The organism is Luteimicrobium album (assembly GCF_030161555.1).
GTDB lineage: Bacteria > Actinomycetota > Actinomycetes > Actinomycetales > Cellulomonadaceae > Luteimicrobium > Luteimicrobium album.
Map to the genome: position 1 here is coordinate 643,868 of NZ_BSUK01000001.1, position 25,744 is coordinate 669,611.

Annotated in this window: 22 protein-coding genes, 4 pseudogenes and 1 riboswitch; of the genes and pseudogenes, 5 read left to right on the forward strand and 21 right to left on the reverse strand. The window is 74.9% G+C overall.

Annotated features, from left to right (window positions below):
• Positions 1-89 precede the first annotated feature (89 nt).
• The 17 genes and pseudogenes from QQK45_RS03255 to dacB form a co-directional block, all read right to left on the reverse strand.
• Positions 90-1,772, reverse strand: coding sequence for an L-aspartate oxidase (locus tag QQK45_RS03255; protein WP_284294931.1), 1,683 nt, complete (start codon positions 1,770-1,772; stop codon positions 90-92).
• Entirely contained in the window at positions 1,766-2,251 is a 486-nt protein-coding gene (gene panD / locus QQK45_RS03260; RefSeq protein ID WP_284292040.1) for an aspartate 1-decarboxylase, read from the reverse strand. Before panD ends, QQK45_RS03255 begins: the two co-directional genes overlap by 7 nt.
• A 119-nt stretch (positions 2,252-2,370) precedes the next feature.
• Entirely contained in the window at positions 2,371-3,273 is a 903-nt protein-coding gene (panC, locus tag QQK45_RS03265) for a pantoate--beta-alanine ligase (RefSeq protein WP_284292041.1), read from the reverse strand.
• Positions 3,270-4,313, reverse strand: coding sequence for a Rossmann-like and DUF2520 domain-containing protein (locus tag QQK45_RS03270; protein WP_284292042.1), 1,044 nt, complete (start codon positions 4,311-4,313; stop codon positions 3,270-3,272). The genes panC and QQK45_RS03270 overlap by 4 nt, the downstream gene beginning before the upstream one ends.
• Positions 4,310-5,044: a PH domain-containing protein gene (locus QQK45_RS03275; RefSeq protein WP_284292043.1), complete on the reverse strand. Its 735-nt coding sequence runs from the start codon at positions 5,042-5,044 to the stop codon at positions 4,310-4,312. The genes QQK45_RS03270 and QQK45_RS03275 overlap by 4 nt, the downstream gene beginning before the upstream one ends.
• Complete coding sequence (locus QQK45_RS03280) at positions 5,041-5,859, reverse strand: PH domain-containing protein (RefSeq protein ID WP_284292044.1); 819 nt, start codon at positions 5,857-5,859, stop codon at positions 5,041-5,043. The genes QQK45_RS03275 and QQK45_RS03280 overlap by 4 nt, the downstream gene beginning before the upstream one ends.
• A complete protein-coding gene (locus QQK45_RS03285; protein WP_284292045.1) occupies positions 5,856-6,371 on the reverse strand; it encodes a PH domain-containing protein in 516 nt (171 codons plus the stop codon). Before QQK45_RS03285 ends, QQK45_RS03280 begins: the two co-directional genes overlap by 4 nt.
• A gap of 43 nt (positions 6,372-6,414) precedes the next feature.
• Entirely contained in the window at positions 6,415-6,918 is a 504-nt protein-coding gene (locus QQK45_RS03290) for a DUF3180 domain-containing protein (RefSeq protein ID WP_284292046.1), read from the reverse strand.
• Positions 6,915-8,759, reverse strand: a complete 1,845-nt coding sequence (gene folK, locus QQK45_RS03295; protein WP_284294932.1) for a 2-amino-4-hydroxy-6-hydroxymethyldihydropteridine diphosphokinase — start codon at positions 8,757-8,759, stop codon at positions 6,915-6,917. Before folK ends, QQK45_RS03290 begins: the two co-directional genes overlap by 4 nt.
• Positions 8,760-9,160: 401 nt before the next feature.
• Positions 9,161-9,568, reverse strand: a pseudogene (gene folB, locus QQK45_RS21845) (dihydroneopterin aldolase); the annotation flags it as partial.
• Between the two features lie 85 nt (positions 9,569-9,653).
• Positions 9,654-10,439, reverse strand: a pseudogene (gene folP, locus QQK45_RS03305) (dihydropteroate synthase); the annotation flags it as partial.
• A complete protein-coding gene (gene folE / locus QQK45_RS03310; protein WP_284292047.1) occupies positions 10,439-11,014 on the reverse strand; it encodes a GTP cyclohydrolase I FolE in 576 nt (191 codons plus the stop codon). The pseudogene folP and the gene folE, both read right to left, overlap by 1 nt.
• 2 nt (positions 11,015-11,016) lie before the next feature.
• Positions 11,017-13,114, reverse strand: a pseudogene (gene ftsH / locus QQK45_RS03315) (ATP-dependent zinc metalloprotease FtsH).
• 170 nt (positions 13,115-13,284) lie between these two features.
• Positions 13,285-13,839 (reverse strand): hypoxanthine phosphoribosyltransferase, encoded by a 555-nt coding sequence (gene hpt / locus QQK45_RS03320; protein ID WP_284292048.1) that lies wholly within the window; start codon positions 13,837-13,839, stop codon positions 13,285-13,287.
• 35 nt (positions 13,840-13,874) lie between these two features.
• Positions 13,875-15,057, reverse strand: a pseudogene (gene tilS, locus QQK45_RS22855) (tRNA lysidine(34) synthetase TilS).
• Between the two features lie 15 nt (positions 15,058-15,072).
• Positions 15,073-16,221, reverse strand: a complete 1,149-nt coding sequence (locus QQK45_RS03330; protein ID WP_348525142.1) for a zinc-dependent metalloprotease — start codon at positions 16,219-16,221, stop codon at positions 15,073-15,075.
• Complete coding sequence (dacB, locus tag QQK45_RS03335) at positions 16,158-17,615, reverse strand: D-alanyl-D-alanine carboxypeptidase/D-alanyl-D-alanine endopeptidase (protein ID WP_284292049.1); 1,458 nt, start codon at positions 17,613-17,615, stop codon at positions 16,158-16,160. Before dacB ends, QQK45_RS03330 begins: the two co-directional genes overlap by 64 nt.
• 109 nt (positions 17,616-17,724) lie before the next feature.
• Between dacB and QQK45_RS03340 the strand changes: the two genes are divergently transcribed.
• A complete protein-coding gene (locus QQK45_RS03340) occupies positions 17,725-18,252 on the forward strand; it encodes an inorganic diphosphatase (RefSeq protein ID WP_284292050.1) in 528 nt (175 codons plus the stop codon).
• A gap of 139 nt (positions 18,253-18,391) precedes the next feature.
• A riboswitch (Fluoride riboswitch) is annotated at positions 18,392-18,466 on the forward strand.
• Between the two features lie 40 nt (positions 18,467-18,506).
• On the forward strand, positions 18,507-19,055 hold the full coding sequence (locus QQK45_RS03345; protein WP_284292051.1) for a universal stress protein: 549 nt from the start codon (positions 18,507-18,509) through the stop codon (positions 19,053-19,055).
• Between the two features lie 173 nt (positions 19,056-19,228).
• Here QQK45_RS03345 and QQK45_RS03350 read toward each other — a convergent pair whose 3' ends face one another.
• Together QQK45_RS03350 and eno are read right to left on the reverse strand one after the other, a co-directional pair.
• The gene (locus QQK45_RS03350) at positions 19,229-19,501 is read right to left on the reverse strand and encodes a hypothetical protein (protein WP_284292052.1); all 273 of its coding nucleotides are present in this window, start codon (positions 19,499-19,501) and stop codon (positions 19,229-19,231) included.
• Positions 19,502-19,532: 31 nt separating this feature from the next.
• On the reverse strand, positions 19,533-20,642 hold the full coding sequence (eno, locus tag QQK45_RS03355) for a phosphopyruvate hydratase (RefSeq protein ID WP_284292053.1): 1,110 nt from the start codon (positions 20,640-20,642) through the stop codon (positions 19,533-19,535).
• 15 nt (positions 20,643-20,657) lie between these two features.
• Here eno and QQK45_RS03360 point away from each other — a divergent pair, with 15 nt between their 5' ends.
• The 3 genes from QQK45_RS03360 to QQK45_RS03370 are packed head-to-tail and all read left to right on the forward strand — an operon-like array spanning position 20,658 to position 23,442.
• Complete coding sequence (locus QQK45_RS03360; protein WP_284292054.1) at positions 20,658-21,887, forward strand: MutS-related protein; 1,230 nt, start codon at positions 20,658-20,660, stop codon at positions 21,885-21,887.
• Entirely contained in the window at positions 21,884-22,873 is a 990-nt protein-coding gene (locus QQK45_RS03365; RefSeq protein ID WP_284292055.1) for a hypothetical protein, read from the forward strand. Before QQK45_RS03360 ends, QQK45_RS03365 begins: the two co-directional genes overlap by 4 nt.
• Positions 22,870-23,442, forward strand: a complete 573-nt coding sequence (locus tag QQK45_RS03370) for a MutS-related protein (RefSeq protein ID WP_284292056.1) — start codon at positions 22,870-22,872, stop codon at positions 23,440-23,442. The genes QQK45_RS03365 and QQK45_RS03370 overlap by 4 nt, the downstream gene beginning before the upstream one ends.
• A gap of 75 nt (positions 23,443-23,517) precedes the next feature.
• Here QQK45_RS03370 and QQK45_RS03375 read toward each other — a convergent pair whose 3' ends face one another.
• Together QQK45_RS03375 and QQK45_RS03380 are read right to left on the reverse strand one after the other, a co-directional pair.
• A complete protein-coding gene (locus QQK45_RS03375) occupies positions 23,518-24,723 on the reverse strand; it encodes a hypothetical protein (protein WP_284292057.1) in 1,206 nt (401 codons plus the stop codon).
• Positions 24,720-25,709: a hypothetical protein gene (locus QQK45_RS03380; protein WP_284292058.1), complete on the reverse strand. Its 990-nt coding sequence runs from the start codon at positions 25,707-25,709 to the stop codon at positions 24,720-24,722. The genes QQK45_RS03375 and QQK45_RS03380 overlap by 4 nt, the downstream gene beginning before the upstream one ends.
• Positions 25,710-25,744 lie beyond the last annotated feature (35 nt).

Consider the following 25,744-nt stretch of genomic DNA (forward strand, 5'->3'; position numbering starts at 1 on the left):
CGTAGTCCTCCGCGCGAGGTACCTCGGCGAGCGGGACGATGGCGAACGGAAGACGGCCCGCAACCCCGACCACAGCAAGCGAGCCGGGCTCAGGAGACGACGAGCTCCCCGTCGTCGCCCAACCGCACGACGACACGCCGCGCCCAGGCGGGGTCGACCGCGGGGAAGTCGGACCGGAAGTGCCCGCCTCGGCTCTCGGTGCGGCGCAGCGCGGCCTCGGTGAGCGCCGACGCGACCTGGTGCACGTTGGTGGTCTCCCACTCGGCGAGCTGCGGTTCGGCGACGACGTCGCCCTCGTCGGCGGCGTCGAGGACGGCGGCGAGGTGGGTGCGGGCGCCGAGGAGTCCGCGCTCGTCGCGGATGACGCCGGGCCCGGCGGTGGCGATGGCCTGGACGCGGGAGCGGGCGGCCGCGGGCACGAGGCCGGGCGCGCCGTCCCGTTCGACGGGTTCGTGCTGCACGAGGTCGCCCGCAGCGAGGCGGGCGGCGATGTCACGGGCGGCGCGGGTCGCGAACACGAGCCCTTCGAGGAGCGAGTTGGAGGCGAGCCGGTTGGCGCCGTGGACGCCGGTGCAGGCGACCTCGCCGACGGCGTAGAGCCCGGGGACGTCGGACCGTCCGTCGACGTCGGTCACGACGCCGCCGGAGTGGTAGTGCTGCGCGGGGGCCACGGGCACGGGTTCTTCGGTCCAGTCGATGCCGGCGTCGAGGAGGCGCGCGGTGATGGTCGGGAAGCGGCGCGCGAGGAAGTCTCGCCCCCGTGCGGTGGCGAGGCCGCGCGCGTCGAGCAGGACGTGGTCGGAGCCGGTGGCGGCCATCTGCCGCACGATGGCGTGGGCGACGACGTCGCGGGGCGCGAGCTCCGCCATCGGGTGGACCGCGGGCATGAACCGGGTGCCGAGCTCGTCGAGGAGCACCGCGCCCTCGCCGCGGACGGCTTCGGAGATGAGCGGCAACTGGCCCTTCGCGCCGGACCCGAGCCAGAGCACGGTGGGGTGGAACTGGACGAACTCGAGGTCACCGACGCTCGCGCCCGCGCGCAGGGCGGCGGCGATGCCGTCTCCGGTGGCGGCGGGCGGGTTCGTGGACGAGCGGAAGACCTGACCGATACCGCCGGTCGCGAGGACGACGGCGGGCGCGAGCGCGGCCCCGACCCCGTCGCGCGACCCCGCCCCGCGGACGTGGAGGGTGACGCCGCAGGCCGGCGCGCGCCCGTCGGGCCCGGGGCTGCCGGTGAGCACGTCGAGAACGAGCGCGTTCTCGATCACCTCGATGCCGGGGTCGGTGCGGACGGCCTCGAGCTGGGCGACGAGGGCCCGCGAGATCTCGGCGCCGGTCGCGTCGCCGCCGGCGTGCGCGATGCGGTCGGCGTGGTGCCCGCCCTCGCGGCCGAGAGCGATGCCGCCGCCCGAGTCGGTGTCGAACACGGCGCCGCGCGCGACGAGCTCGCTGACGCGCGCGGGGCCCTCGGTGACGAGGACCTCGACGGCCCGCGGGTCGCAGAGCCCACCGCCCGCGGCGAGCGTGTCGGCGAGGTGCGCCTCGGGCGAGTCGGTCGGGTCGAGCGCCGCGGCGATGCCGCCCTGCGCCCACACGGTCGACCCGGACGACAGCGCGCCCTTGGTGACGAGCAGCACCCGCGGCACGCGCGTCCGGAGCTCGAGAGCCGCGGTGAGGCCGGCGATCCCGCTGCCCACGACGACGACGTCGGCGGACGCCGTCCAGCCCGGCTGCGGCGCGCGCAGCCGCCGGTGGAGGCGGGCCACTACCAGGCGGCCAGGGCGTCGTCGCCGGCGAGGGGCGAACCCTGGGAACGGGTGCCGAGGACGCCCTCGCTCCCCTGCACCTGCTCGAACGGGACCCCGCTGGGCTCGAGCCCGTACCCTCCGGGCACCTGGCCCGGGTCGTCGCCGATCTCGACGATCTTGTTGTGCTCGTCCACGAAGACGACGTTGGGGACGAAGGTGCGGGCCTCGTCGTCGGCGAGGGTGCCGTACGCGATGACGATGACGAGGTCGCCGGGCTTGATGAGGTGCGCGGCGGCGCCGTTGATGCACATCTCGCCGCTGCCCCGCTCGCCGGGGATGACGTACGTGGTGAGCCGGTGGCCATTGGCGACGTCGACGACGTCGACCTGCTGGCCGGGGAGCAGGTCCGCGGCGTCGAGCAGGTCGGAGTCGACGGTGAGCGAACCGACGTAGTGCAGGTCCGCCTGGGTCACGGTCGCCCGGTGGATCTTGGCGATCATCATCGGACGCCGGAGCGTGGTCGCACGCTCGTGCGGGCGTCGGGTCACAGTGCTGTGCCTCCGAGTGCGAAGTGGTCATGGAACGTCGGCATGGTGCCGGTGGGCCGCAGCCGGCGGGCGCGCTACGCGAGCCGGACCGTGGTGTTGTCGATCAGCCGGGTCGAGCCGACACGTGCCGCCACCAGCAACAACGCCGGACCCGACGCGACGCTTCCGGCGAGGGTCAGGTCCTCCACGGTAGTCGGGTCGACGAGCGCGAGGTAATCGACGACGACGCCCTCGGCGTCGTTGAGCACGGTCGCGGCGGCTCCCACGACGTCGGTCGGGCTGCCACCCGCCTCGGCGACGTCCGCCGACGCGCGGAGGGCCGCACTGAGCGCGAGGGCGCGGGTCCGCTCGTCGGCGCTGAGGTAGGCGTTGCGCGAGGACCGCGCGAGGCCGTCGGGCTCGCGGACGATCGGGACCCCGACGATCTCGGTGCGAACGTCCAGGTCACGCACCATGCGGCGGACGAGGAGGAGCTGCTGAGCGTCCTTCTCGCCGAAGAGCGCGACGTCGGGCCGGACGAGGTGCAGGAGCTTGAGGACGACGGTCAGCATGCCGTCGAAGTGCCCCGGCCGGGCCGCGCCCTCGAGGATCGTGCCGAGCGAGCCGGCACTGACCCGGACGAGCGCGTCGCCGTCGGGGTACATCTCGTCGAGGTGCGGCGCGAAGACGACGTCGACGCCCTCGGGGGTGAGCAACCTCACGTCGCCGTCGACGTCGCGCGGGTAGCGGTCGAAGTCCTCGCCCGGGCCGAACTGGAGCGGGTTCACGAAGTCGGTCACGACCACCTGCCCGGCCGGTCCGACGAGCTCGCGGGCGCGCCGGACGAGCGTGAGGTGCCCCTCGTGGAGCGCGCCCATGGTCATGACGACGGCGCGGCGGGGCCGGTCGGGTCGGTCGCCCGGGCCGCGGGCGGCGTCGAACGGTGCGAGGGCGTCGTCGAGGTCGGCGACGGTCGAGGCGACGAGCGGACTGGTCATGCGTCACTCTCCGGACCGGGGGCGGGTGGGGCGTCGTGGGGTGCGGCGGGTGAGGCCGGCTCCGTGAGCGCGTCGAGCAGCTCGGCCGCCTGCCGCTCGCCGATGCGGCCGGCGGCGAGGGCGCGGACGGTCGCGCCGCGCGCCAGGGCCCGGTACGCGGGCGGCAGGTCGGGTGCGTCGGCGGCCTGCGCGCCGAGGACCTGGAGGTGGGCGCGCACCGTCCCGACGTCGCCGCGCGAGACGGGGCCGGTGAGGGCCCCGATCGCGGCGGCACCGGGCGCGCCGAGGCCGAGCGGGTTGGCGACCGGCACGTCCACCCCGCCGTCGGCCCGTGGCTCCGTCGCCCCGTCGACGTCCGCGTAGCGCAGCGCGCCGTCGAGCGCGGCCCCGAGCAGCGGGCCGAGCGCCCGGCCGGGCCGCTCGATCCCGGCTGCCGCGAGCGCCTGCGCGGCCTGCGCGACGAGCACCACGAGGTGGTTGGAGCCGTGCGCGAGGGCCGCGTGGTAGAGCGGGCGGGCCTCCTCGGCGACGACGGCGGGCTCCCCGCCGAGCTCGACGACGAGCGCCTGCGCGATGGGCAGCACCGGGGCGGCGGCCGTGACGGCGAAGGTCGTGCCCTCGAGCCGGGACAGGTCGAGGGAGGTGCCCGTGAAGGTCATCGCCGGGTGGATCGCGAGGGGGATCGCCCCGGCGGCCCGGGCCGGGTCGAGGACCCGCACGCCCTGGCTGCCCGCCGTGTGCACGACGAGCTGCCCCGGCTGCCACGCCCCGACGTCGGCGAGGCCCCGGACCAGGGGCGCGAGCTCGTCGTCGGGCACGGTGAGGAGGACCAGCTCGGCACGCCGGACGACCTCGGGGACCTCGAGCACGGGGACCCCGGGCAGCATGACGTCGATGCGCTCCCGGCTCGCCTCGGAGACCCCGCTCGCCCCGACGACGGCGTGCCCGACCGACCGCAGCGCGCTGCCGAGGACCGCGCCCACGCGGCCCGCCCCGACGACGCCCACGCCGAGCCGCACCGGCCCGCCGCCCGCCGTCATGCGCGCGCCCCGGGCGGCTGGAGCCACCGCTCGCTGAGGTCCTGGGAACGCGCCTCGCGGGCCCGGACGGACTGCTCGTCGAGCAGCACGCGGGCGTCGCGGGCGTCGAGGTGCGGCACGTCGGGGTGCACGGACCCCGGCGTCGAGTGCAGGACGAACGACGCCAGCCCGAGCCGGCGCTGCAGCGGCCCCTGCTCGAGTCCCAGCGACTGCGTCCGCTCGTGCGGCACCACGACGAGCCGACGCCGCACCCGGCCGCTGCGGGCGAGCACGGCTCGGGCCGTGACCGCGTAGCCGTTGCGACGCCAGCCGACCGGGTCGAGCCAGCGCGACCGCCGGGGCGCGGCCGTGAACGCGTCGCTCGGCCCGGCGCCGTCGAGCGCCTCCCCGAGCAGCGCGAGCGGGTCCGGCGTGCCGAGGTCCGGAAGGACCAGCCACAACGCCGTCGTCGCCTCGGCGCGCGAGCCCACGGGGAGCAGCACCGTCGTCGGGCCCTTCGCGTTCGCCTCGCGCCCGTAGCCGGCCACGTTGACGTGCACGCGCCACCAGCCGAACCGGCGCCACAGGAACGGCTGCACCAGCTCGACGGCCTGCACGCGGCCCGGCGGGATCGTCTGCGCACGCGTCTCGGTGAGCCCGTGACGCAGCCGGATGCCGTCGGGCGACGTCGCGGCGCGGAACGCGAACGACCGGTTGAACCGGCCGAAGAGCGCGGAGCCGAAGCCGATCACGATCGGCAGGAAGCTGAACAGGACAGCGGGGTCCGGGCAGCCGTGGCCGCGACGACCGCGCCCACGACGACGAGCACCAGGACCCACGCCTCGACGGTCAGGAAGGTCGACGCGACCAGCCGCCCCGACGGCACCTCGAACAGCGGCTGCTCGGGGGCCTCGGCCGCGTGGAGCGTCGGCGCAGCGCCCTGACCCACCGTGGGCGCCGGCGCGACGCGGTCCGGCTCGCCCGCCGCGTCGGCACCCGGGACGGGCGCCGCGATGGCCGCTGCCTGCTTCCCGCCCGACGACGGCGCCCCCAGGCCCGCCGCGCGCGCCAGCAGGTCCGCGCGCAGCTCCTGGGCGGTGCGCTCCGTGAGGTAGCCGATCGACACGCCCGACCCGTCGCCGCCCGCGACCTCGACCTTGACCTCCGCGAGCCCGAAGATCCGCGCGGCGAGGGGTTGACGCACCTCGATCGCCTGGATCCGGTCGAGCCGGGCCTTGCGGTGCTGCTTGAACAGGATCCCCGACCGCATGTGCACGGCGTCCGGGTCGATCGCGTACGCCGTCACGCGCCATGCCAGCCACGAGTACGCGCCCGCCACCACGACGATCGCCGCGACCCCGAGCACCACCCACGCGAGGTGGTGCAGGGCGAACCGGGTGCTGTCGCCCCCGCCCTGCTCCGCCGTCGAGCGCAGGAGCCCGAGGACCACGACGACGAGGACGAGCCAGCCCTTCACCAGCGGCGTCACGGGGTGGACCCGCTGCCAGGCGAGGGCCGGCGGCGCGCTCACGCCCTCGGGGGCGGGCCCGGCCACGCCGCCGCTCACAGCCCGGCCAGCCGCGCCTCGCCGCGCGCGGCGAGCTGGTCGCGCAGCCGCTCGGCGACCTCGGCGGGCAGCCCGTCGATGCTGGCGTCCGTGCCGGCGGACGCGGTGTGGAGCTGGAGCGACGCGAGGCCCAGCGCGCGGGTCAGCGGGCCACGCTGCACGTCCAGGTACTGCATGCGCCCGTAGGGCACGACGACGAGCGTGCGGAACATGATGCCCTTGCGGATCAGCAGGTCGTCGGCCCGCTCGGCGTAGCCGATCGCGTGCACCTGGCGCGGCACCAGCCACAGCAGCCAGAGCGCGAGCAGCACGAAGAACGCGGGGAACACCCAGACCCAGGCCGCGCCCGTGGCGAGCGCGACGACCGCACCCACGACGGCCAGCAGTCCCACCGTGGTCAGCGACGGGACGAGCCGCGCGGTCACGAGCTTCCCGGACACGCGCGACCACTCGAGCCCCGGCGGGTCGAACGGGTCGGCAGGGGCGCGAACGGCAGGGGCGTCGTCGGTCACCCGCCCATCCTCCCATCCCGGTCGGGCGCGTCCCAGGCCCGGCTCAGGCGCGCGCGTCCATCTCGGGCGAGCCGGGCGGGGTGCGGCCCTCGTGCTCCTTGCCGTCGTCGTCGGAGGGCGGGAGCTGGCAGAACCGCTCCACGAGGACCCCGACGACGCACAGGACCAGTGCGGCGCCGACCGCCCACAGGGCCGCGAGCCCGTGCGCCTTCCTGGACTCGACGTCGAGGTCACCCAGGACGACGAGCACCTGCGCCAGGTACCACCCGACGAGGAGCGAACCCGTCACGGCTGCGGCCTTGCCGAGCACGTACGTGCGCGCGGCGCGGAGGGCGTCCAGGTCCGGACGACGGCCACGCTGGTAGGCCCGCACCGTCCAGCCCGCCCAGAAGACGGCGCCCGCGAGCAGGAGCAGCGAGACGTCGACGACCCAGGGCACGTCCGCGAGGTACGTGCCGCGTGACTCCAGGAGCCAGAGCACGAGCCAGCCGACGAGCGCCGCGGCCACCGCGAGCTCGACGAGCCACCGGATCGGGGTGCGCCTCATCGCGTCGGCGGCTCCTCGCGCGTCGGCGGGAAGAGCGGCGCCGCGGGACGGGTCGGGTCGGCGGGTGCGCCGAAGCCGGGGACCTGGTCGGCGCCGGGAGCATTGCCCGGGGCCGCGAACGTCGGGGCACCCGGGGCACCCGCGAAGAACGCCGGGCCGCCGTCGCTCGACTGCGCGGGGACGGGCTGCCCGGTCCTGGGCTGCTCGGTCCGTGGCGGCTCGACGGCGCGCGTGCCGCCGCTCACGGGCGGGAACGACAGCGGGACGCCGGTGAGCAGCCCGCCCGCAGGCTGAGCCGGCGCGACCGGCGTCGCGGGTGCGACCGGCTGCGTCGCACTAGCGGGGGCGGCGAACGGCGCGGGAGCGGCGACCGGCGCGGGGCCGGTCCCGGGCGCCGTCGGCGCGGTGGACGAGGGCGGCACGAGCGCGTCGGCCCACGACCCGGCCGGCGCGTCGAGCACCGCGGGCGCGGCCGGCTCGTGCGGGTCGACGAGCACCGCCGTCGGCGCCACGACGTGCCCGACGACGCCCGCGGACGTCGGCGCGAAGGGCTGCACCTCGGCGTGGCGGACCGGCGGGAACACGACGGGCTCGGCGGACGGGACCGCGAGCGGGTCGGACGCTCCCCCGGTGGACGGGGCCGACGCGGCCTGGTGCGCGCCGACCGGCGGCGTCGCCGCGGGCGCCCCGAAGAGGCCTGCGGGCGCGGACGTGGCGGCGTCGACGGGTCCGTGCGGCAGTCGCTGCGGGTCGTCGTCGGCGGAGGCCGGAGCCGTGGGCTGAGCGGGCGGCGCGGCCTGCGCCGGCTCGACCGCGTGGGTCGGCACGGGTGCGACGGGCTCGACGGCCGGCGGCGGCGCGACCGGCTGCGCGGGCGCCGGCGCGAGCAGCGCGTCGAAGGACTCCGGCGCGGCCGGCGGGACCGGCGGCGCCTGCTCGGGGAGCGTCGGCCGGGCAGCCACGGGCTCGGCGGGCGGGTAGCCGGCGACGGGCTGCGGGTCGCTCCCCGGCTCGGGCAGGTGCGTCGGCGTCGACTGGGTCGGCGCCGACGACGGCTCCGGCAGCAGGTCGGCCGCGGGGGCGGCCTGGACGACGGGCGCCGCCTGCGTTGCGGGCACCGGCTGTGCGGCGAGAGTCGCCTCCGTCGAGGGGGCCCGCTGCACCACCGCCGGCGTCGCCGTGCTCGCAGGCCCGCTCGGGGCCGCGTCGCGGGGCGCCGTCTGCTGCTCGGCGTCCGCCGGCGCGACCGCGACGGCCGGGGCCGCCGCGGGGCTCTGCTCCGCCTGCGGGTGGGCGTCGGGGGCCGCCGACTCCTCGTCACCGAGCCAGTCGAGCGCGAGCCAGCGGATCCCGGCCCGGTCGGGCGCCGTCGCCGCGAGCTGCGCGACGGGACCGCCGCCCAGACCCGGGAGGACGGCGTCGGGCTGGACCTGCGACCAGGGCTCGAGCACGAACGCGCGCTCGTGGGCTCGCGGGTGCGGCAGCTCGAGGTCCTCGGCGACGTCGGTCAGCGTGCCGTAGACGATGAGGTCCACGTCGAGCGTGCGCGGCCCCCAGCGCTGCTCCCGCACGCGCCCGAAGCTGTGCTCGACGTCCTGGCACGCGTGCAGCAGCTCGCGCGCCGACATCGACGTCCGGGCGACGACGACGGCGTTGAGGAAGTCGTCCTGGTCGACCCCGCCCACGGGCGCGGTGCGGGCGAGCGGCGAGACGTCGAGGACCTCGATGCCGCCGATCGCGTCGAGAGCGCTGATCGCGTCGCGCAGGGTCTGCTGGGGGTCGCCGACGTTCGAGCCGAGCGACAGCACCACGTCCACGGGGGACGCGGGGATCTCGTCCATCCGGTCCTGGGTGCGCAGGGCGGCGAAGGCTGCGTCGTCCTCGTCGGCAGGATCCACGAGGACGTCGTCGTCGGCCGGCCCGGGCGCGACCTCGGTGACGAGCGGGACATCGGCCTCGACCGGACCGACCTCCTCCGCCGGCTGCGACGCGACCGAAGCGACGTCGTCGGGCAGGGTGACGGGTGGGAGCGCGACGGGCGCGACGACCGCGGCGGGCGCTGCCACGGCGTCCGGGACCGCGGCGTCGCCCGGCGGGATCGTCGGGGGCAGCGCGACCTGGGCGGCGTCGCCGGCCAGCGGCTCGGCGACCGGCTCCGACGGCACCCCGACGACCGGGGGCGCGTGCGCGAGCGGCGCACCGCGACGACGACGTCCTCGAACGGCACGGTGATCGGCGCCTCGGGCTTGTGGAGCGCGACGTCCACCGCGACGGCTGCGGGCTCGGCGAGGACGACGGCCGCGATGCGCTCGGCCACGGTCTCGATGAGGTCCACGGGCGACGAGCTCAGGACCGCGGTCACCCGCTCCGCGAGCTCGCCGTAGTGGACGGTGCGGGCGAGCACGTCCCCCGCGGCGGCGGGCCGCGTGTCGAGGTGGACGACCACGTCGGCGACGAACTCCTGGCCGTTCACGCGCTCGTGCTCGAACACCCCGTGGTGGCCGATGGCGCGCAGTCCGACGAGCCGGATCTGGTCCAGCACCTCGCCGTCGTCGTCGTGGACGGGTCCGGTCCCTGGCAGCGTCACGATGGTCGTCCTTCCTGCTGTTCCCCTGGCAGCGCTCCCCGGATGGCCTGGAGAACGCCGCACGGGATGCTCTCACGTCCTGCCACCGCGCGACCACCCGCACCGCGTCCGCGGACGGGCGCACGTCGTGCACGCGCACCGCCCACGCGCCCTGCGCCGCGCACAGCGTGGTGAGGGCCGCGGTCGCCGCGTCGCGCTCGGTGGGCGGTACCGGGTCGACGCCGGGCCGGGCGAGCAGGTGGCCGAGGAAGCGCTTGCGGCTCGCCCCCACGAGGACCGGCAGACCGAGTGCCTGGAGCACGTCGAGGTGGGCGAGGAGCGGCCAGTTGTCCACACCGGGCTTCGCGAAGCCGAGGCCTGGGTCGAGCACGACCTGGCGGGCGTCCACCCCCGCCCCGACGAGGGCGTCGACGCGTGCGGCGAGCTCGTCGCGGACGTCGAGGACCACGTCGTCGTAGTGGGCGTTGGCGTCCATGACGTCGGCGTGCCCGCGCCAGTGCATGACGACGAAGACGGCGCCCGAGTCCGCGACGACCCGCGCCATCGCGGGGTCCGCGAGCCCGCCCGACACGTCGTTCACGATCCGGGCTCCGGCCTCGAGGGCACGCTCGGCGACACGCGCCCGTGTGGTGTCGATGCTCACGGTCGCGCCTGCGGCCGAGAGCGCCTCGATCACCGGCAGGACCCGGCGCAGCTCCTCGGCCTCGTCGACCCGGACGGCGCCCGGGCGGGTGGACTCGCCGCCCACGTCGAGCAGGTCCGCGCCGTCCGCGAGCAGCTCGTGCCCGTGGGCGATCGCCGCGTCCGGCTCGAACCACTCGCCCCCGTCCGAGAACGAGTCCGGCGTCACGTTGACCACGCCCAGCACGAGCGTGCGGTCCAGCGCCGTCAGCGAGGCCGGCAGCGGGAGACGCGCGGAGGTCGGGTGGAGCACTAGCGCCCCAGGATGAGGCTCATCGCCTCGGCGCGGGTCGCGCCGTCGCGCATCTGGCCGCGCACCGCCGACGTGACCGTCCGCGCACCCGGCTTGCGGACCCCGCGCATCGACATGCACAGGTGCTCGCACTCGACGACGACGATCGCGCCGAGCGGCTGGAGGTGTTGGACGAGCGCGTCGGCGACCTGCGAGGTGAGCCGCTCCTGCACCTGGGGGCGCTTCGCGTACACGTCGACAAGGCGGGCGAGCTTGCTGAGGCCCGTGACCTTGCCGTCGCGCGGGATGTAGCCCACGTGCGCAACGCCGTGGAACGGCACGAGGTGGTGCTCGCAGGTCGAGTACACCTCGATGTCCTTCACGAGGACCATCTCCTCGTGACCGATGTCGAACGTCGTCGACAGCACGTCGGCCGGCTCCTGGCGCAGGCCCGCGAAGATCTCGCGGTACGCCCGGGCGACGCGCGCCGGGGTGTCCTGGAGCCCGTCCCGCTCCGGGTCCTCGCCCACCGCGAGCAGCAGCTCGCGCACGGCGGCCTCCGCGCGAGCGACGTCGAACGCGCCGTCGTGCGTCACGCTCAGCCCTCCGTGGGGTGCGACGGGTCAGGCTGATGATCGACCGGCGGGGCCTGCACCACGAAGCCCGCGGTGTCGCTCACGCGCTGGTCCTCGGGGACCTCGCCGACGGGCTCGGCCGGGTGCTCCGGCTGCGCGGCCGCGGCCTCGTCCTCGGGGATGACCTTGCCGTTGCCCAGGGCCTTCTTCTCGGCCTCGGTGAGCACGGGACCGTCCGGGGAGACGGCGCGCTGCTCGCTCGAGAGCCAGACCTCGCGCGGCGACCGCTTCACGACGGGCGAGAAGACGTCTGCGAGCTCGTTCTGGTTGAGGGTCTCCTTGTCGAGGAGCCGCAGCACGAGGTCGTCGAGGACGCGGCGGTACTGGACGAGCACCTGCCACGCCTCGTCGTGCGCCTGCTCGACGAGCTTGCGCACCTCCTCGTCGATGACCCCCGCGACCTCTTCCGAGTAGTCGCGCTGGTGGCCCATGTCGCGGCCCAGGAACGGCTCGCCCTGCGCCTGGCCCAGCTTGATCGCGCCGACGCGCTCGCTCATGCCGTACTCGGTCACCATCTTGCGGGCGATCGCGGTGGCCTTCTCGATGTCGTTGCTGGCGCCCGTCGTCGGGTCGTGGAAGACGATCTCCTCCGCGACGCGCCCGCCCATGGCGTAGGCGAGCTGGTCGAGCAGCTCGTTGCGCGTCGTCGAGTACTTGTCCTCGAGCGGCATGACCATCGTGTAGCCGAGGGCGCGGCCGCGCGGGAGGATCGTGACCTTCGTGACCGGGTCGGTGTAGCGCATCGCCGCCGCCACCAGGGCGTGGCCGCCCTCGTGGTACGCGGTGATCTTCTGCTCCTTGACGTTCATCACGCGCGTGCGCTTCTGCGGGCCGGCGACCACGCGGTCGATGGCCTCGTCGAGGGCGCGGTCGTCGATGAGCTGGGCGCCGCTGCGCGCGGTGAGCAGCGCGGCCTCGTTGAGCACGTTCGCGAGGTCGGCACCCGTGAAGCCGGGGTGCGGCGCGCGACGACGGCGAGGTCGATCTCGGGGACCATCGGCTTGCCCTGGGCGTGCACGCGCAGGATCGCCTCGCGGCCCTTGAGGTCCGGGGCCTCGACGGCGACCTGGCGGTCGAACCGGCCCGGGCGCAGGAGCGCCGGGTCGAGGATGTCGGGGCGGTTGGTCGCGGCGATGAGGATGACGTTCGTCTTGACGTCGAAGCCGTCCATCTCGACGAGGAGCTGGTTCAGCGTCTGCTCGCGCTCGTCGTGGCCGCCGCCCATGCCCGCGCCGCGGTGGCGCCCGACGGCGTCGATCTCGTCGACGAAGATGATCGCGGGTGCGTTCTGCTTGGCCTGGTCGAACAGGTCGCGCACGCGGCTGGCGCCGACGCCCACGAACATCTCGACGAAGTCCGAGCCGGAGATCGAGTAGAACGGCACGCCCGCCTCGCCCGCGACGGCGCGCGCGAGCAGCGTCTTGCCGGTGCCGGGGGCCCGTAGAGCAGCACGCCCTTGGGGATCTTCGCGCCCACGGCCTGGAACTTGGCCGGGTCCGCGAGGAACTCCTTGATCTCCTGGAGCTCCTCGACCGCCTCGTCCTCGCCTGCGACGTCCGCGAACGTGACCTGCGGCATGTCCTTGGTGATGAGCTTCGCGCGGGACTTGCCGAAGCCCATGACGCGGTTGCCGCCACCCTGCATGCGGGACAGCAGGAACCAGAAGATCAGGCCGATGATCAGGAAGGGGATCACGAGCGAGAGCAGCGACGACCAGAACGAGGCCTGCGCGATCTGCGAGTCGTAGCCCTTGGGCGGGTCGGCCTTCACGACGGCGTCCACGACCTGGCTGCCCTGAGGCTCCACGTAGTAGAACTGCACGCTCTTGCCGTAGTTCTTGCCGTCGGCCTCGAAGTCGGACTTCAGGTCGAGCTGGACACGCTGGTCGCCGTCGACGATCAGCGCCGACTCGACCTTGCCCTCGTTCAGCAGCTCGATGCCCTGGTACGTGTCGATCCGCTCGACCTTCGGTCGGGCCAGGACGCTGAACGCCGCCCAGAGCACGATCAGGGCCACGACCACCCAGATGATCGGGCCGCTGAGGATTCGCTTCATGTTCATAGGTGCCGGGGCTGTGCCCTCGTCCCTCCGCTCGCACTCGTCTGCAGCGAAACTACACGTTCGCGCTGCGAGGACCCCGGGGTGTTCGCCCAGGGCACAGCGCCGCGACGGCGCACGTCCCTACCTGCCCGACGACGTCACGCGACGGGTCCGGGACGTGCACCGTCCGCTCACCCTCCGTACACGTGCGGGGCGAGCGTCGCGACGAACGGCAGGTTGCGGTACTTCTCCGAGTAGTCGAGGCCGTACCCCACCACGAACTCGGTCGGGATGTCGAAGCCCACGTAGCGGACCTCCACCTCCACCTTGGCGGCATCCGGCTTGCGCAGCATGGTCGCGATCTCGACGGACGCCGCCCCACGGCTGCGCAGGTTGGACGTGAGCCACGACAGCGTGAGGCCGGAGTCGATGATGTCCTCGACGATGAGGACGTTGCGACCCGTGAGGTCCGAGTCGAGGTCCTTGAGGATCCGCACGACGCCCGAGGACTTGGTCCCCGAGCCGTAGGACGACACGGCCATCCAGTCCATCTCGACGCTGTGGTGCAGGCGGCGCGCGAGGTCCGCCATGACCATGACGGCACCCTTGAGCACCCCGACGAGCAGGAGGTCCTGGCCGCGGTAGTCCTCGTCGATCTGGGCCGCCAGCTCGTCGAGCCGGTTCTGGAGCTGCTCCTCGGACAGCAGCACGCTCGACAGGTCGGCCGCGACGTCGGATCGGTCCACGACAGCTCCTCAGGGTCTCGGGGGTGGGGTGCGCGTCAGGGGTGGGGCGCCGGGTCGGAGCCGGGGGACGGGGTCCGGGCGGCGCCCACGGCGCGCAGCACAAGCCTGCCACACTCGCGCGACCCGAGGACCGGGCCCGGCAGGTGCACCGGCCCCTGTCCGTGCCATCGCGTGACGAGCGCGTCGAGGGCCTCGGCGTGCGCCGCCGAGAGCGCTCCGGGCACCGAGCCGGCCCGGGTCGCCGCGCTCCGGAGCGCCCGGGTCCGGAGCGCCCGGGGTGCGTCCGCGAGCGCCCCCACGTCGAGCACGACACCCCCGCCGACGGCGACGCTCCGTTCGCCGACCGTGCGTCACCGTCGGCGGGCGAAGTGTCGCCCTCGGCGAGGGTCGCTCGGGCCAGGAGCTCGGCGGCGAGGACGTCGAGGACGTCGGCGTCGTCGCGGAGCTGCGCGGCGGTCCGCGCGAGCGCCGCCGGGACCCCCGGGCCGAGGACGCGCTCGAGCTCGGGCACCAGCTCGGTGCGCACGCGCGACCGCAGCGGCAGAGCCGTCGCGTCGACCTGACGCGGATCGTCGCCCGCCGCGGCGCCGGGCGACGATCCGCGTCGGTTCGACGAGCGGCCGGACGGACGCACGGGACCGTTGGTCGGGTCGTGCCACCAGGGGAGCCCGACGGCGCGGCAGACGGCCTCCGTGTCGGCCCGCCGCAGGCCGAGGAACGGCCGGCGCAGCACGCCCCGCACGGACGGCATGCCCGCGAGCGACCGCGCCCCGGACCCGCGGGCGAGCCCGAGCAGCACGGTCTCGGCCTGGTCGTCGAGGGTGTGCGCGAGCAGGACGGCGGCCGCCCCGTGCTCCTGGGCGGCCTCCTCGAGCGCGGTGGAGCGGGCCGTGCGCGCCGCCGCCTCCGGCCCCCGGCGTCCCCGGCTTCACCGACGGTGACGGTGCGCACCTCCACGGGAGCCAGCCCGAGCCCGCGGCACGCGTGGGCGGCGGTGGCGGCGACGTCGTCGGACCCGGGCTGCAGGCCGTGGTCGACGACGACCGCCCCCGCGCGCAGCCCGGCGCGCGGCGCGACGAACGCGGCCGTCGCGGCGAGGGCGAGCGAGTCGGCGCCGCCCGAGCACGCCACGAGCACGAGGGCGCCGGGCGGCAGGTCCGCGAGCGCCGCGCGCAGGGCGACGCGCGCGGCGGCCTCGGACGACGTGGGGCCGGCCATGTGTCGCGCCCGCCGTCAGCCGTGCACGCGCCGCACCCAGGCGCGCGGGTCGGCGATCTCGCGGGCCGTGGGCAGGGTGTCCGGCGAGGTCCAGACGGCGTTGAGCCCGTGCTGCCCGACGCGCTGCGTGACCTCGCGGACGAACGCGGCGCCGTCGCGGTACTGGGCGATCTTGGCGTCCATGCCGAGGAGCCGGCGCAGGACCTGGTCGGCGCGGGTGCCGCCGCCGTCGCGCCGCGCCTCGAACCGGGCCCGGATGTGCGCGACCGTCGGGACGAGCGCGGGCCCGACGGCGTCCATCGCGACGTCCGCGTGCCCCTCGAGGAGCGCCATGACGGCGGTGACGTCGGCGAGTCGATGCTTCTGCTCGTCGTCGACGATGCCGGTGAGCAGCGCCTGCCCCTCCCCGCGGACGGCGGCGAGGACGGCGCGGCCGACCGTGGCGAGCTTGTCGCGCACGCGCGACTCGGAGAAGTCCTTGGACGACCGGGCGACGTCGCCGATGAGGTCGCGGGCCCGGCCGGCGAGGTGGTCGGCGAGCCAGGGCGTCGACGCGAACTGGAGCGCGTGCGTCTGCTCGTGCAGGCAGACCCACAGCCGGAAGTCGGCCGGGTCGACCCCGAGCTGGCGTTCGACGCCGAGGACGTTGGGGGCGACGAGCAGGAGGCGCCCTGGTCCGCCGGGGCGGCTGTAGGGGTCGAACTGGCCGAGCACGCGGCTCGACAGGAGCGCGAGCGTCGCGCCGACCTGCGCGCCCCCGACCAGTGCGGTGACGGGCTGGGCGTCGTCGAGCAGGTCGTCGAGCGCGCCGCGCGTCATGTGGTCCATGACCTCGGTGTTGGCGCGCGCCCAGCGGGGCCGGTCCACGACGTACACCACGCTCAGCGGCGCGGCGGGGTCGGCGGGGACGAGGCCGGTGACCTCCTCGACGGGCCCGACGGCGCGGCTCGCGGCGTCCCGCAGGCCCGCGACGAGCCGGTCGAGGTCAGCGCGGGGGCGGTCGGCCCGGGGCGGGCGAGCCGCCCGGCGACCGACGCCGCGGCGGACCAGTCGACCAGGCTCACGGCTCCGGGCTGCACGTCGGGGCTCATCGCCCCACCCTACGAGCAGCCGCAGGACGCGAGCGTCGACACGAACGCGTCGAGCGCGGCGCGCGGGCCCCACTGGCCGACGGCGCCGGTCTCGTCGGCCATGACGACGAACAGCAGCTCGCGCCCGTCCTTGGTGACGAGAGTCCCGGCGAGCGAGGTGACGCCGTTGAGGCTGCCGGTCTTGGCGCGCACCATGCCGCGCGCGTCGCTGTCGAGGAAGCGGTCGTCGAGCGTGCCGCGCAGCCCGGAGATGGGCAGCATCGAGACGATGCCGGTGAGCTCGGGGTGGTCGTCGGACGTGATGAGCGCGAGCACGTCGCCGAGCTGGCGGGGGCTGAGGCGCGAGCCCTTCCCGAGGCCGGAGCAGTCGACGAGCCGGGCGCCGTCGAGGTCGACGCCGAGCCGCCCGACGGAGGCGAGGACCGCCTTGGTCGCACCGTCGAAGCTCGTAGGCAGCCCGCCGGCGTCGGCGACGAGGCGGCCGAGGCCCTCGGTGATGGTGTTGTCCGACAGCTCGAGCGCGTAGGCGACGACGTCACGCACCGGCGCGGACTCGACGCGGCCGAGCTCCGCGCCGTTCGCGGGCGCCTCACCTCGCTTGATGCCTTCGACCTCGACACCCGCCTTCGCGAGCGCCGCCGCGAACGCCTCGGCGGCGTTCATGGCGGGGTCGTCGTAGCGGTGAGCGTACTCGTCGTCCGTCATGCGTCCCTCGTCGACCGCCAGCGCGCTGACGTGCGCGACGTACCCGTCGTCGAGGAACCCGGGGTCCCACGTCGAGCTCGCCGAGGGACCCGTGAAAAGCGAGTCGTCGAGCGCGAGGTGGACGGTGGTCCGCCCCTGGAGCTCGAGGGCGTCCGCGACCTGCGTGGCGAGGTCGGCGAGCCCGGCGCGGCCCTCGACCTTCGACGCGGACCCCTTGCCCGCCGCGAGGAGCTGGTCCCCGCCGCCCACGAGGACGATCGTGCTCCCGGATCCCTGGACGACCTTCGTGGTGAGCGTCGAAGAGGGGTCGAGCTCGGTGAGCGCGGCGACGCCGGTGAGCAGCTTCTGCGTCGACGCCGGCACGTAGGTGTCGTTCGCACCGGACGCGGCGAGCACGTCCCCGGTGAGCCGGTCGACGACCTGCACCCCGACGTGCGAGCCCATCGCCTTCCCGTGCACCAGCGTCGACGTCGCTGCGGCCACGGTCGCCGACGACGGCGCGGGTGCGTCCTCGGAGAGCCCTGCCGCGGGCGACGGCTTGGCCAGCGCGGACGCGGCGGGCGCCGTCGGGAAGGGCGGGGGCGGCGTCGGCTCCGGCGCGGTCGTGAGGACGCCGGGGACGACGTCGTTCGCGTCGGCGACGGCGTACCCGCCCGCGAGCACGACCGCCGCCGCGACGGCGATCGACGTGACGCGGAGCGTCCGGCCCATGCGGCTCCCCCTGAGCTTGCTCGTGGCGGGCAGCGGCCCCGCCTGTGACATGTCGCACACGTCCGCACCCGTTTTGGCCCGGTGCGAGAAGCGTCCCAGGCCGGATGGGTGGACGTGCGCATGACACACTAGAGCCCGACGCACGGCACGGAGGAGAACAGTGGAGTTCGACGTCACGATCGAGATCCCCAAGGGTCAGCGCAACAAGTACGAGGTGGACCACGCGACCGGTCGCATCAAGCTCGACCGGATGCTCTTCACCTCGACGCGCTACCCGGACGACTACGGCTTCATCGAGGGCACCCTCGGCGAGGACGGCGACCCGCTCGACGCGCTCGTGCTGCTCGAGGAGCCCACGTTCCCGGGCTGCCTCATCCGCTGCCGCGCGCTCGGCATGTTCCGCATGAGCGACGAGAACGGCCCGGACGACAAGGTCCTCTGCGTCCCGACCGGTGACCAGCGCGCCGCGTGGCGCCAGGACATCGACGACGTGTCGGACTACCACCGCCTGGAGATCCAGCACTTCTTCGAGGTCTACAAGGACCTCGAGCCCGGCAAGTCCGTCGAGGGCGCGCACTGGGTGGGCCGCACCGAGGCCGAGGCCGAGGTCGAGCGCTCGTTCCAGCGGGCCAAGGACACCGGCTACTACGAGCACAACGCGCAGACCCAGGGCCTCCCCGGCCACTGACGGTCCGCCGCACCGCACGAAGGCCGCCGCCCCGCGAGGGACGGCGGCCTTCGTCGTCCCCGCACCGCGCGCGTCGTCGGCGCGGCCGAGGTCCGGGACCGGCCGCTCGGGAGGTGAACCGTCCCCGGCGCCTCTAGCATGGCGGTCGGGCGATGGATCCCGCCCGGGCGCTGACGCCCGAACCGCCGACCCGGCCGATGGTTCCTGACCGTCGTGCGACGGCGGGCAGGAGGCTGCCCGCGAGAGGTGGCTCGGTGAGCAGCACAAGCGTTCCGCAGCCCGGCGTCGATCGGATGGTGCCCTTCCCCGGGCACCCGCTCGTCGTCGGCGTGGTCGAGGACCAGGATCCCCTGGTCGTCAGTACGGCCGTCTCCCTGGCGCGTGCTCTCGGGGTCCGGGCCTACTTCGCGTTCGTCGACACGTCACGTTTCGCCGTGGAGGAGCACGAGGACGGGAGCGTGGACCACACGGCGCTCGACCCGGACTCGGTCGACGACCGCTGGGAGGAGGTCGACGCCAACCTGCGCCGCCACCTGACCGAGACGCTCCGCGGGGAGACCCTGGACTGGGAGTTCCGGTACCTCGCGGGCCGCCCCGACCGTGCCCTCACGCACCTGGCACGGGCCGTCGATGCCAGCGCGATCGTGGTGGGGACGCGGGCCCCGGGCGGAGGTCGCCACATGCGCGAGATCCTCGAGGGGTCCGTGGCCGCGCACCTGGCGCACCACCAGCACCGCGCCGTCGTCACGGTGCCGCTGGCCGTCGTGGACTGGAAGGAGCTCCGCGCGCCCTGGGAGCACTGACGGACAGAGGGGTGGCGCACGGAGCCGGAACGGAGAGAACGGCTCCGCGCGCCACCCGCCGGCGCGTAGGTCCGGCACGCGCCGGGTACGAGGCGGTTCGCGCGCGGCCGATCGCTGACCGCGCACCGCCTCCGACGGCCCGGGCGATCGGTAGCCCGGGCCGCCAGTCCGGGTCAGCTGGTCACGCGCACCGCGTGACCAGCCGGGGCGGCGAGCGCCGACGCGGTGTCGGCCGGCGCGCACACACTGCAGAACACGCAGCGGCCCGGGAGCTCGGTCGACGAGGGATTGCCCATCGAGTGGGTCTCGACGCGCTGGTGGCCGACGCGGGCGTGCTGCTCGCACACGCCGACGCCGCAGACGGAGCAGACGCCGACGGCGGTCGCGGAGCCGTAGGAGACGGCGACGGTGCGGGAGTGGGCGGTCATGCAGTCGAAGCAGTTCATGGGTATCTCCTGAGCAGACGAGGGGGTCGGGCTACGGACGGGGGACGAGCCCGTAGGGCAGGGACGGGTCAGCCGCCTCGATCTCGAGGACCCGGTTGTACTTGGCGACGCGTTCACCGCGGGAGGGGGCGCCGGACTTGAGCTGCCCGACGCCGGCCCCCACCACGAGGTCGGCGATGAAGGCGTCGAGGGTCTCGCCGGAGCGGTGGGAGACCATCGATCCCATGCCGTGCCGGCCGGCCGCGCGGAGCGCGTCGAACGTCCCGGTCACGGTGCCGGTCTGGTTCGGTTTGATCAGGACCGCGTTGGTCTCGTGGTGCTTGGCACCCCGGTCGATCCGCTCGGCCGAGGTCACGTACAGGTCGTCACCGACGATCTGTACCTCGTCGCCCCGGTGGGCGGTGATGGCCCGCCACGACTCGTGGTCGCCCTCGTGGAACGGGTCCTCGAGACTCCACACCGGGTAGTCGCGGGCCAGGCGCGCATAGAGGTCGAGCATCTCGTCGCGCTCGTGCTCCCGACCGGAGAAGACGTAGATCCCGGTCCGGGTGCCGAAGCCGTTCGCGGCAGGGTCCATGGCGATCGCGACGCCCGTGCGCGACGCCGTGTACCCGGCGTCCTCGATCGCGCCGACCAGCAGGTCGAGCGCCTCCTCCGGGGCGTCGATGTCGGGCGCGAACCCGCCCTCGTCGCCCACGCCCGCGAGCTTGCCCTGCTCGCGCAGGCGCCCGCGGAGCGCGGCGTACACCTCGGCGCCGGCGCGGACGGCGTCGGCGAAGGTCCGGGCGCCGACCGGCGCGATCATGAACTCCTGGAACGCCAGCGGGTTGGGCGCGTGCGCGCCGCCGTTGAGCACGTTGAAGTGCGGGACCGGCAGCCGCGGCGTCGCCTCGAGCGCGTCCGCGACCCAGCGCCACGTCTCGCTCCCGCCGAGGTGGGCGAACGCGCGAGCCGCGGCGATCGACACCGCGACCGAGGCGTTCGACCCGATCCCGGCGAAGTTGTCGGTGCCGTCGAGCTCGCGCAGGAGCTCGTCGACGTCTCCGATCGAACCCCAGGTCCGCGCCGCGAGCGCGGGCCCGATGCGGTCGACGACCGTCCGGACGACACCGCGCAGGAGCGCGACCTGTGGCACCTGCACGCGGGGGACGCCTACGTGCGGGCCGTCACGGCGCTCGCGACCACGCTGCCGGCGGCGCTCGAGGAGGCGGGAGCGACCTCGGACGCGCTCGCCGGGCTTGCGCGGCACGTGCAGGCGTACGTCGCCTCGACCGCGTTCGAGGAGCTGCGGGACCGGGTCGCCCGGCTCGTCGAGGGCGTCGCGGGCGTGCGCGTCGACATCCTGGTCCGCGGGGCCAAGGTCACCGTCGCACGGTACGACGGCGAGGCGGACCTCGAGCAGGAGGTCCTCGAGACGTTCGCGCGGTTCCGCCAGGACGCACCGGCGAGCCACCCCCGGCCCGTCGGGTCCGACCTGGGGCTCGACCACGTGCAGGCGGCGATCCTCGGCGAGGTCGCGCGCCTCTACCCCGAGCTGTTCGCGGACCTCGAAGGCTTCGCGCGAGACGTCCCGGACGTCGTCGAGCCGGTGCTGCGGCGCGCGGCGGGCGAGCTGCTCTTCTACACCGCCTACCTCGAGCTGCTCCGCCCCCTCGAGCAGGCCGGGCTCGCCACGTGCCTGCCCGACGTCACCACGACCAAGGCGCTCCACGTGCGCGACACCTACGACCTGGCGCTGGCCCGCGTGCGCGTCTCGGAGCACAAGCCGGTCGTCGCGAACGACCTCGAGCTGCACGACGCCGAGCGGATCCTCGTCGTCTCGGGCCCCAACCAGGGCGGCAAGACGACGGCGGCACGCACGTTCGGCCAGCTCCACCACCTCGCGGCGCTCGGCTGCCCCGTCCCCGGCCGGGACGCACGCGTGTTCCTGGCCGACCAGGTGCTCACCCAGTTCGACCGCGAGGAGTCGCTCGACAGCCTCGAGGGCCGGCTCGGCACGGACCTCGCGCGCATGCACCGGCTCCTCGACACCGCGACGCCGCGCAGCGTCGTCGTGCTCAACGAGGTGTTCTCGTCGACCACGCTCGAGGACGCCCGCTTCCTGACCCGGACGGTGCTCGAGCGGCTGATCGCGCTCGACGTGCTCGCCGTGTGCGTGACGTTCATCGACGCCATGTCGCGGCTCGGGCCGCAGACCGTGTCGGTCGTGGCCCAGGTCGATCCCGACGACCCGACGCGCCGCACGCTGCGGATCGAGCGTCGCGAGGCCGACGGGCGCGCGTACGCGCTCGCGCTCGCCGCGAAGCACGGGCTGACCGACGAGCACCTGAGGCAGCGCCTCGCACCGGGAGACCGCGAGACCCAGAGGACGGAGGCGGCGTCGTGAAGGTCCACCTGATGCACGCGGACGCGGACTTCGTGCCGTCGGCGGGCGACCGCCGACCGCCCTCCTGGGCGGCCGACGCCGAGCAGGACCTCGAGCTCGGGTTCGTGCTCGACGCGGCGGCCGCGGGCAACGCGCTCGTCTGGTCCGCCGTGCGCACCGCCCTGCTCGTGCCGCTGACCTCGCGCGCCGCGGTGCGCTACCGGCACGAGGTCCTCGAGGACGCCCGCGCCCACCCCGACGTGGTGCGCGCACTGTACGACGTCGCGGGCAGGGCGATCGCGGCGGACAAGAGCGTGTTCTCGTCCGTCTTCAGGCTGCGCCCGGAGCTCGTGCTGGACCGGTCGCTGCGCGTCCTCGCGCTGCTCGTCGACGTCGTCGAGGAGCTCCGTGCCCTCGTCGCCGAGCACGGCGACGCGTTGCGCTCGCGAGGCCTGCGTGGCTTCGTCGCCACGGTCCGCCGCGACCTCGACGACGCCTACCTCGCCGAGCTGCGCGAGACCCTCGACCACCTCGCCCGCAAGGACGGCCTCGTCATGTCGGCCGGGCTCGCGACCGGGGGCGCCACGACCGAGCAGGTGCCGCGCCTGCCGCGGGTGGCCGGACGGTCCCTGTTCAGCCACGTCGCGCTGCGCAAGCCCACGTACTCGTTCACGATCCCCGACCGGGACGAGGCCGGCTTCGAGGCCCTCGGCGCGCTGCGCGACCGCGCGCTCGTCGGGGTGGCCGCGGCGGCGGCGTCGGCGGTGGACCACGTCCTGTCGTTCTTCGTGACGCTGCGCGGCGAGGTCGCGTTCTACCTCGGCTGTCTCGCGCTGGCCGCGCGGCTCGAGGAGCTCGGCATGCCCGTGAGCCTGCCCGACGTCCTCGAGCCCGGGACCGACACGCTCGACGCCGCGGGGCTGTACGACCCGTGCCTCGTGCTGCGCACGGAGAAGCCCGCCGTCCCCAGCGACGTGCACGCCGAGGGGTGCGCCTCGTCGTCGTGACGGGAGCCAACCACGGCGGGAAGTCGACGTTCCTGCGGTCCGTGGGCGTCGCGCAGCTCCTCGCGTCGGCCGGCGCGCACGTCCCGGCGCGCGAGCTGCGCGTCTCGCTCGCCGGACAGCTCTTCACGCACTGGGCCCGGGAGGAGGACACCGCGCTCGAGCACGGCAAGCTCGACGAGGAGCTCGCCCGGATGAGCGGCATCGCCGACCGGATCGAGCCCGGCGACCTGCTGCTGTCCAACGAGTCGTTCTCCTCGACCAACGAGGTCGAAGGCTCCGAGATCGGGCTGCAGGTACTGCGGGCGCTCACGCGGGCCGGGGTGCGCGTCGTCGCGGTGACCCACCTCTACGACCTCGCACACGAGCTCCAGATCTCCGACGATCCGCGGGCCGTGTACCTGCGCGCGCCCCGGCGCGAGGACGGCAGCCGGTCCTACCGGCTCGAGCGCGGCGACCCGCTGCCGACGAGCTTCGCCCGCGACCTGTACGACCGGGAGTTCGCAGCCGAGACGCCGGTCGGAGCGGAGCCCGAGGTCAGTGCGACCGGTGGAACTGCAACACGGCACTGACCTCGTAGTGGTCCGAAGGCGCCTTCTTGCTGTTCGTCACGTGCACGCGGTACGACGTCGCGACGACCTTGCCGTTCATGATGACGTGGTCGATGGGCTTGTCGTTCGCGCGCGCACCGTCGAAGTCGTGGAACGACGCGTACTCGCCGTCCGTCGAGCTGCGTGCGGTGAGGTCGGCACTCGTGTACCCGGCAGCGGCGAGGACGTCGAGGGCGTGGTCGCCCAGCGGCCCGGGTAGGAGTTGTAGTCGCCCGTGAGCACGACGGGCTCGCCGCTGCGCCGGTGCTGGCCGATGAGCTTCACGAGCTGCTTCGCCTCGGCGGCGCGGGCACGCTGGGCGGTCGCCGACGTCGAGGAGTGCGTGCTCGTGTACGCGGTCAGGTGCGCGTTGACCACGAGGACCGGCTGGTGGCTCTTGCGGTCCTTGAGCTCGACCCAGGTGGCGTAGCGGGCGTCGATGCCCTTCGTGCCCTTCGCGGAGATCTTCTGGTACCCGCAGTGCACCACGGTGAACTTCCCCGCCGCGTACAGCACCGGCTGGTTCTGCGTCGTGCAGGGCTTCGAGCCGTGGGGGTGCTTCGCGACCGTGAGGTGCGCGGCCTTCGCGACGACGCTCACGGGTCGCTTGCCGTCGACCTTGCCCCAGCCCGTCTCCTGCAGCCCGGCGATCCCGACGCCGCGGAGCTGCTTGCCGGACAGCGTGAACCGCTTCGTCCAGGACCGGCCGGCGTCGTCGTCGAACTGGGTGCGCAGCAGGTTGTAGGTGGCGACCGTCGTGGTGAACGCGACGGGCGTGCGCGCGTTCCCCGCGAGCACGGTCGCCGTGCGGGGCTTCGAGGAGTGCTTGACGAGGCCCCAGCGGTCCGCGACGACACGCACGTAGAAGATGGGGCGCAGGTGCATGGCCTTGGGTCGGACGCCGTCGAGGGTCACGCTCGTGTGCGTGGTCGTGAGGACGGTCCGCTGCTTCGACGACGCCGTCGAGGCGAACGTCACGGTGTACCGGGTCGCGTTCGTGACGGGCTTCCAGGACACCGTGACCGTGGAGGCGCTGAGCGGGCGGACCGTCGGGGTCGTCGGCACGCCGAGCTTCTTGAGGGGCGTCGAGAATCCGCGGACCCGGCTGTCGGGTCCCCGCACGACCTGCTCGTCGCCGTCCTCGCTCGCGTGCGCGGGGCCGCGGACGGTGCGCAGGAGAACGTAGTAGCGGGCGCCGTCGCGCAGGTTCACGCGGTACTTCATGCCGTGCACGACGGCGGACGTGTGGAGGACCTTCGTCATGGCGACGTCGCTCGCGACGACGACCTGGTAGCCGGTCGCGCGGGCCGCCGCCCCCAGCTCACCGTCACGCCGGACGTGTCGGGTCTCGTCACGACGTCGGTCACGGGCGACGGCGGGCGGAGCGGGGTGTGCACGGCGAGCGGCTGCGTCGTCGAGCCGGTGACGCCGTGCCACGTGGACGTGACCGCGACGTAGAGCTGCTGGTCCTCGGTGATGCCGCGCCCGCCCACATGGACGTGCGGGTCGGCGGCGTCCACCGTCCGCGTCCAGACGACGTGGCGCAGCGCGGGGTCCGTCGCCACCCGGACGAGGTATGCGGTCGCGCGGTCGCCGGTCGGCTGCCAGCGCACGTCCGCGCCGTCGAACGTGATGTTCGCGGCCGTCAGCGCCGTCGGCGCGGGGGCCGGGGTGATCCCGTCGCCGCGCGAGACCAGCAGCACGCCCGCCGCGACGAGCGTCGCGAGCAGCAGCAGGAAGGCGAGCCGCAGCCGGGGGTGGCGGCGTCGCCACGGGCGTGCGCCCCGCGTCGGGAGGGGCGCCGACGACGGCGGCGCGGGCGGCGGACTCCACCGCACCTCGGCCTGGGGTGTGGGCGGGGCCGGTGGCGCCGACGGCACCGGCGAGGGGACCACGGGGGCGCGCGGGGGTGCGAGCAGCAGCGCGGGGACGACGGTCTCCTCGACGACCTCCGCGACCACGGCCGTCTCGCCGACCACGACGGCGGCCGCCACCTCGGTCAGCGTCGTGGTGGTGGTGGTCGTGGTGAGCCCGGCGATGCGGCGCATCACGGCCGGGAGCGTGACGGCGCCGTCAGGAATCGCGAGGCTCTGGGCGAACCCGGGCGGCTCGGGAGCGGATGCCGGGCGGTCACGGGGCACCCAGAGGCGCCGCGGCACCACAGGCCGGCGCGGGGGCCGCGCGGCCCGTTCGAGGATGCGTGGTCGAGACTCCGCCTCCGGGACCGGGGCGGGAGTGACGACGACCACCGCCCGAGCCTACGAGACCTCGTCCGCGTTCCTCC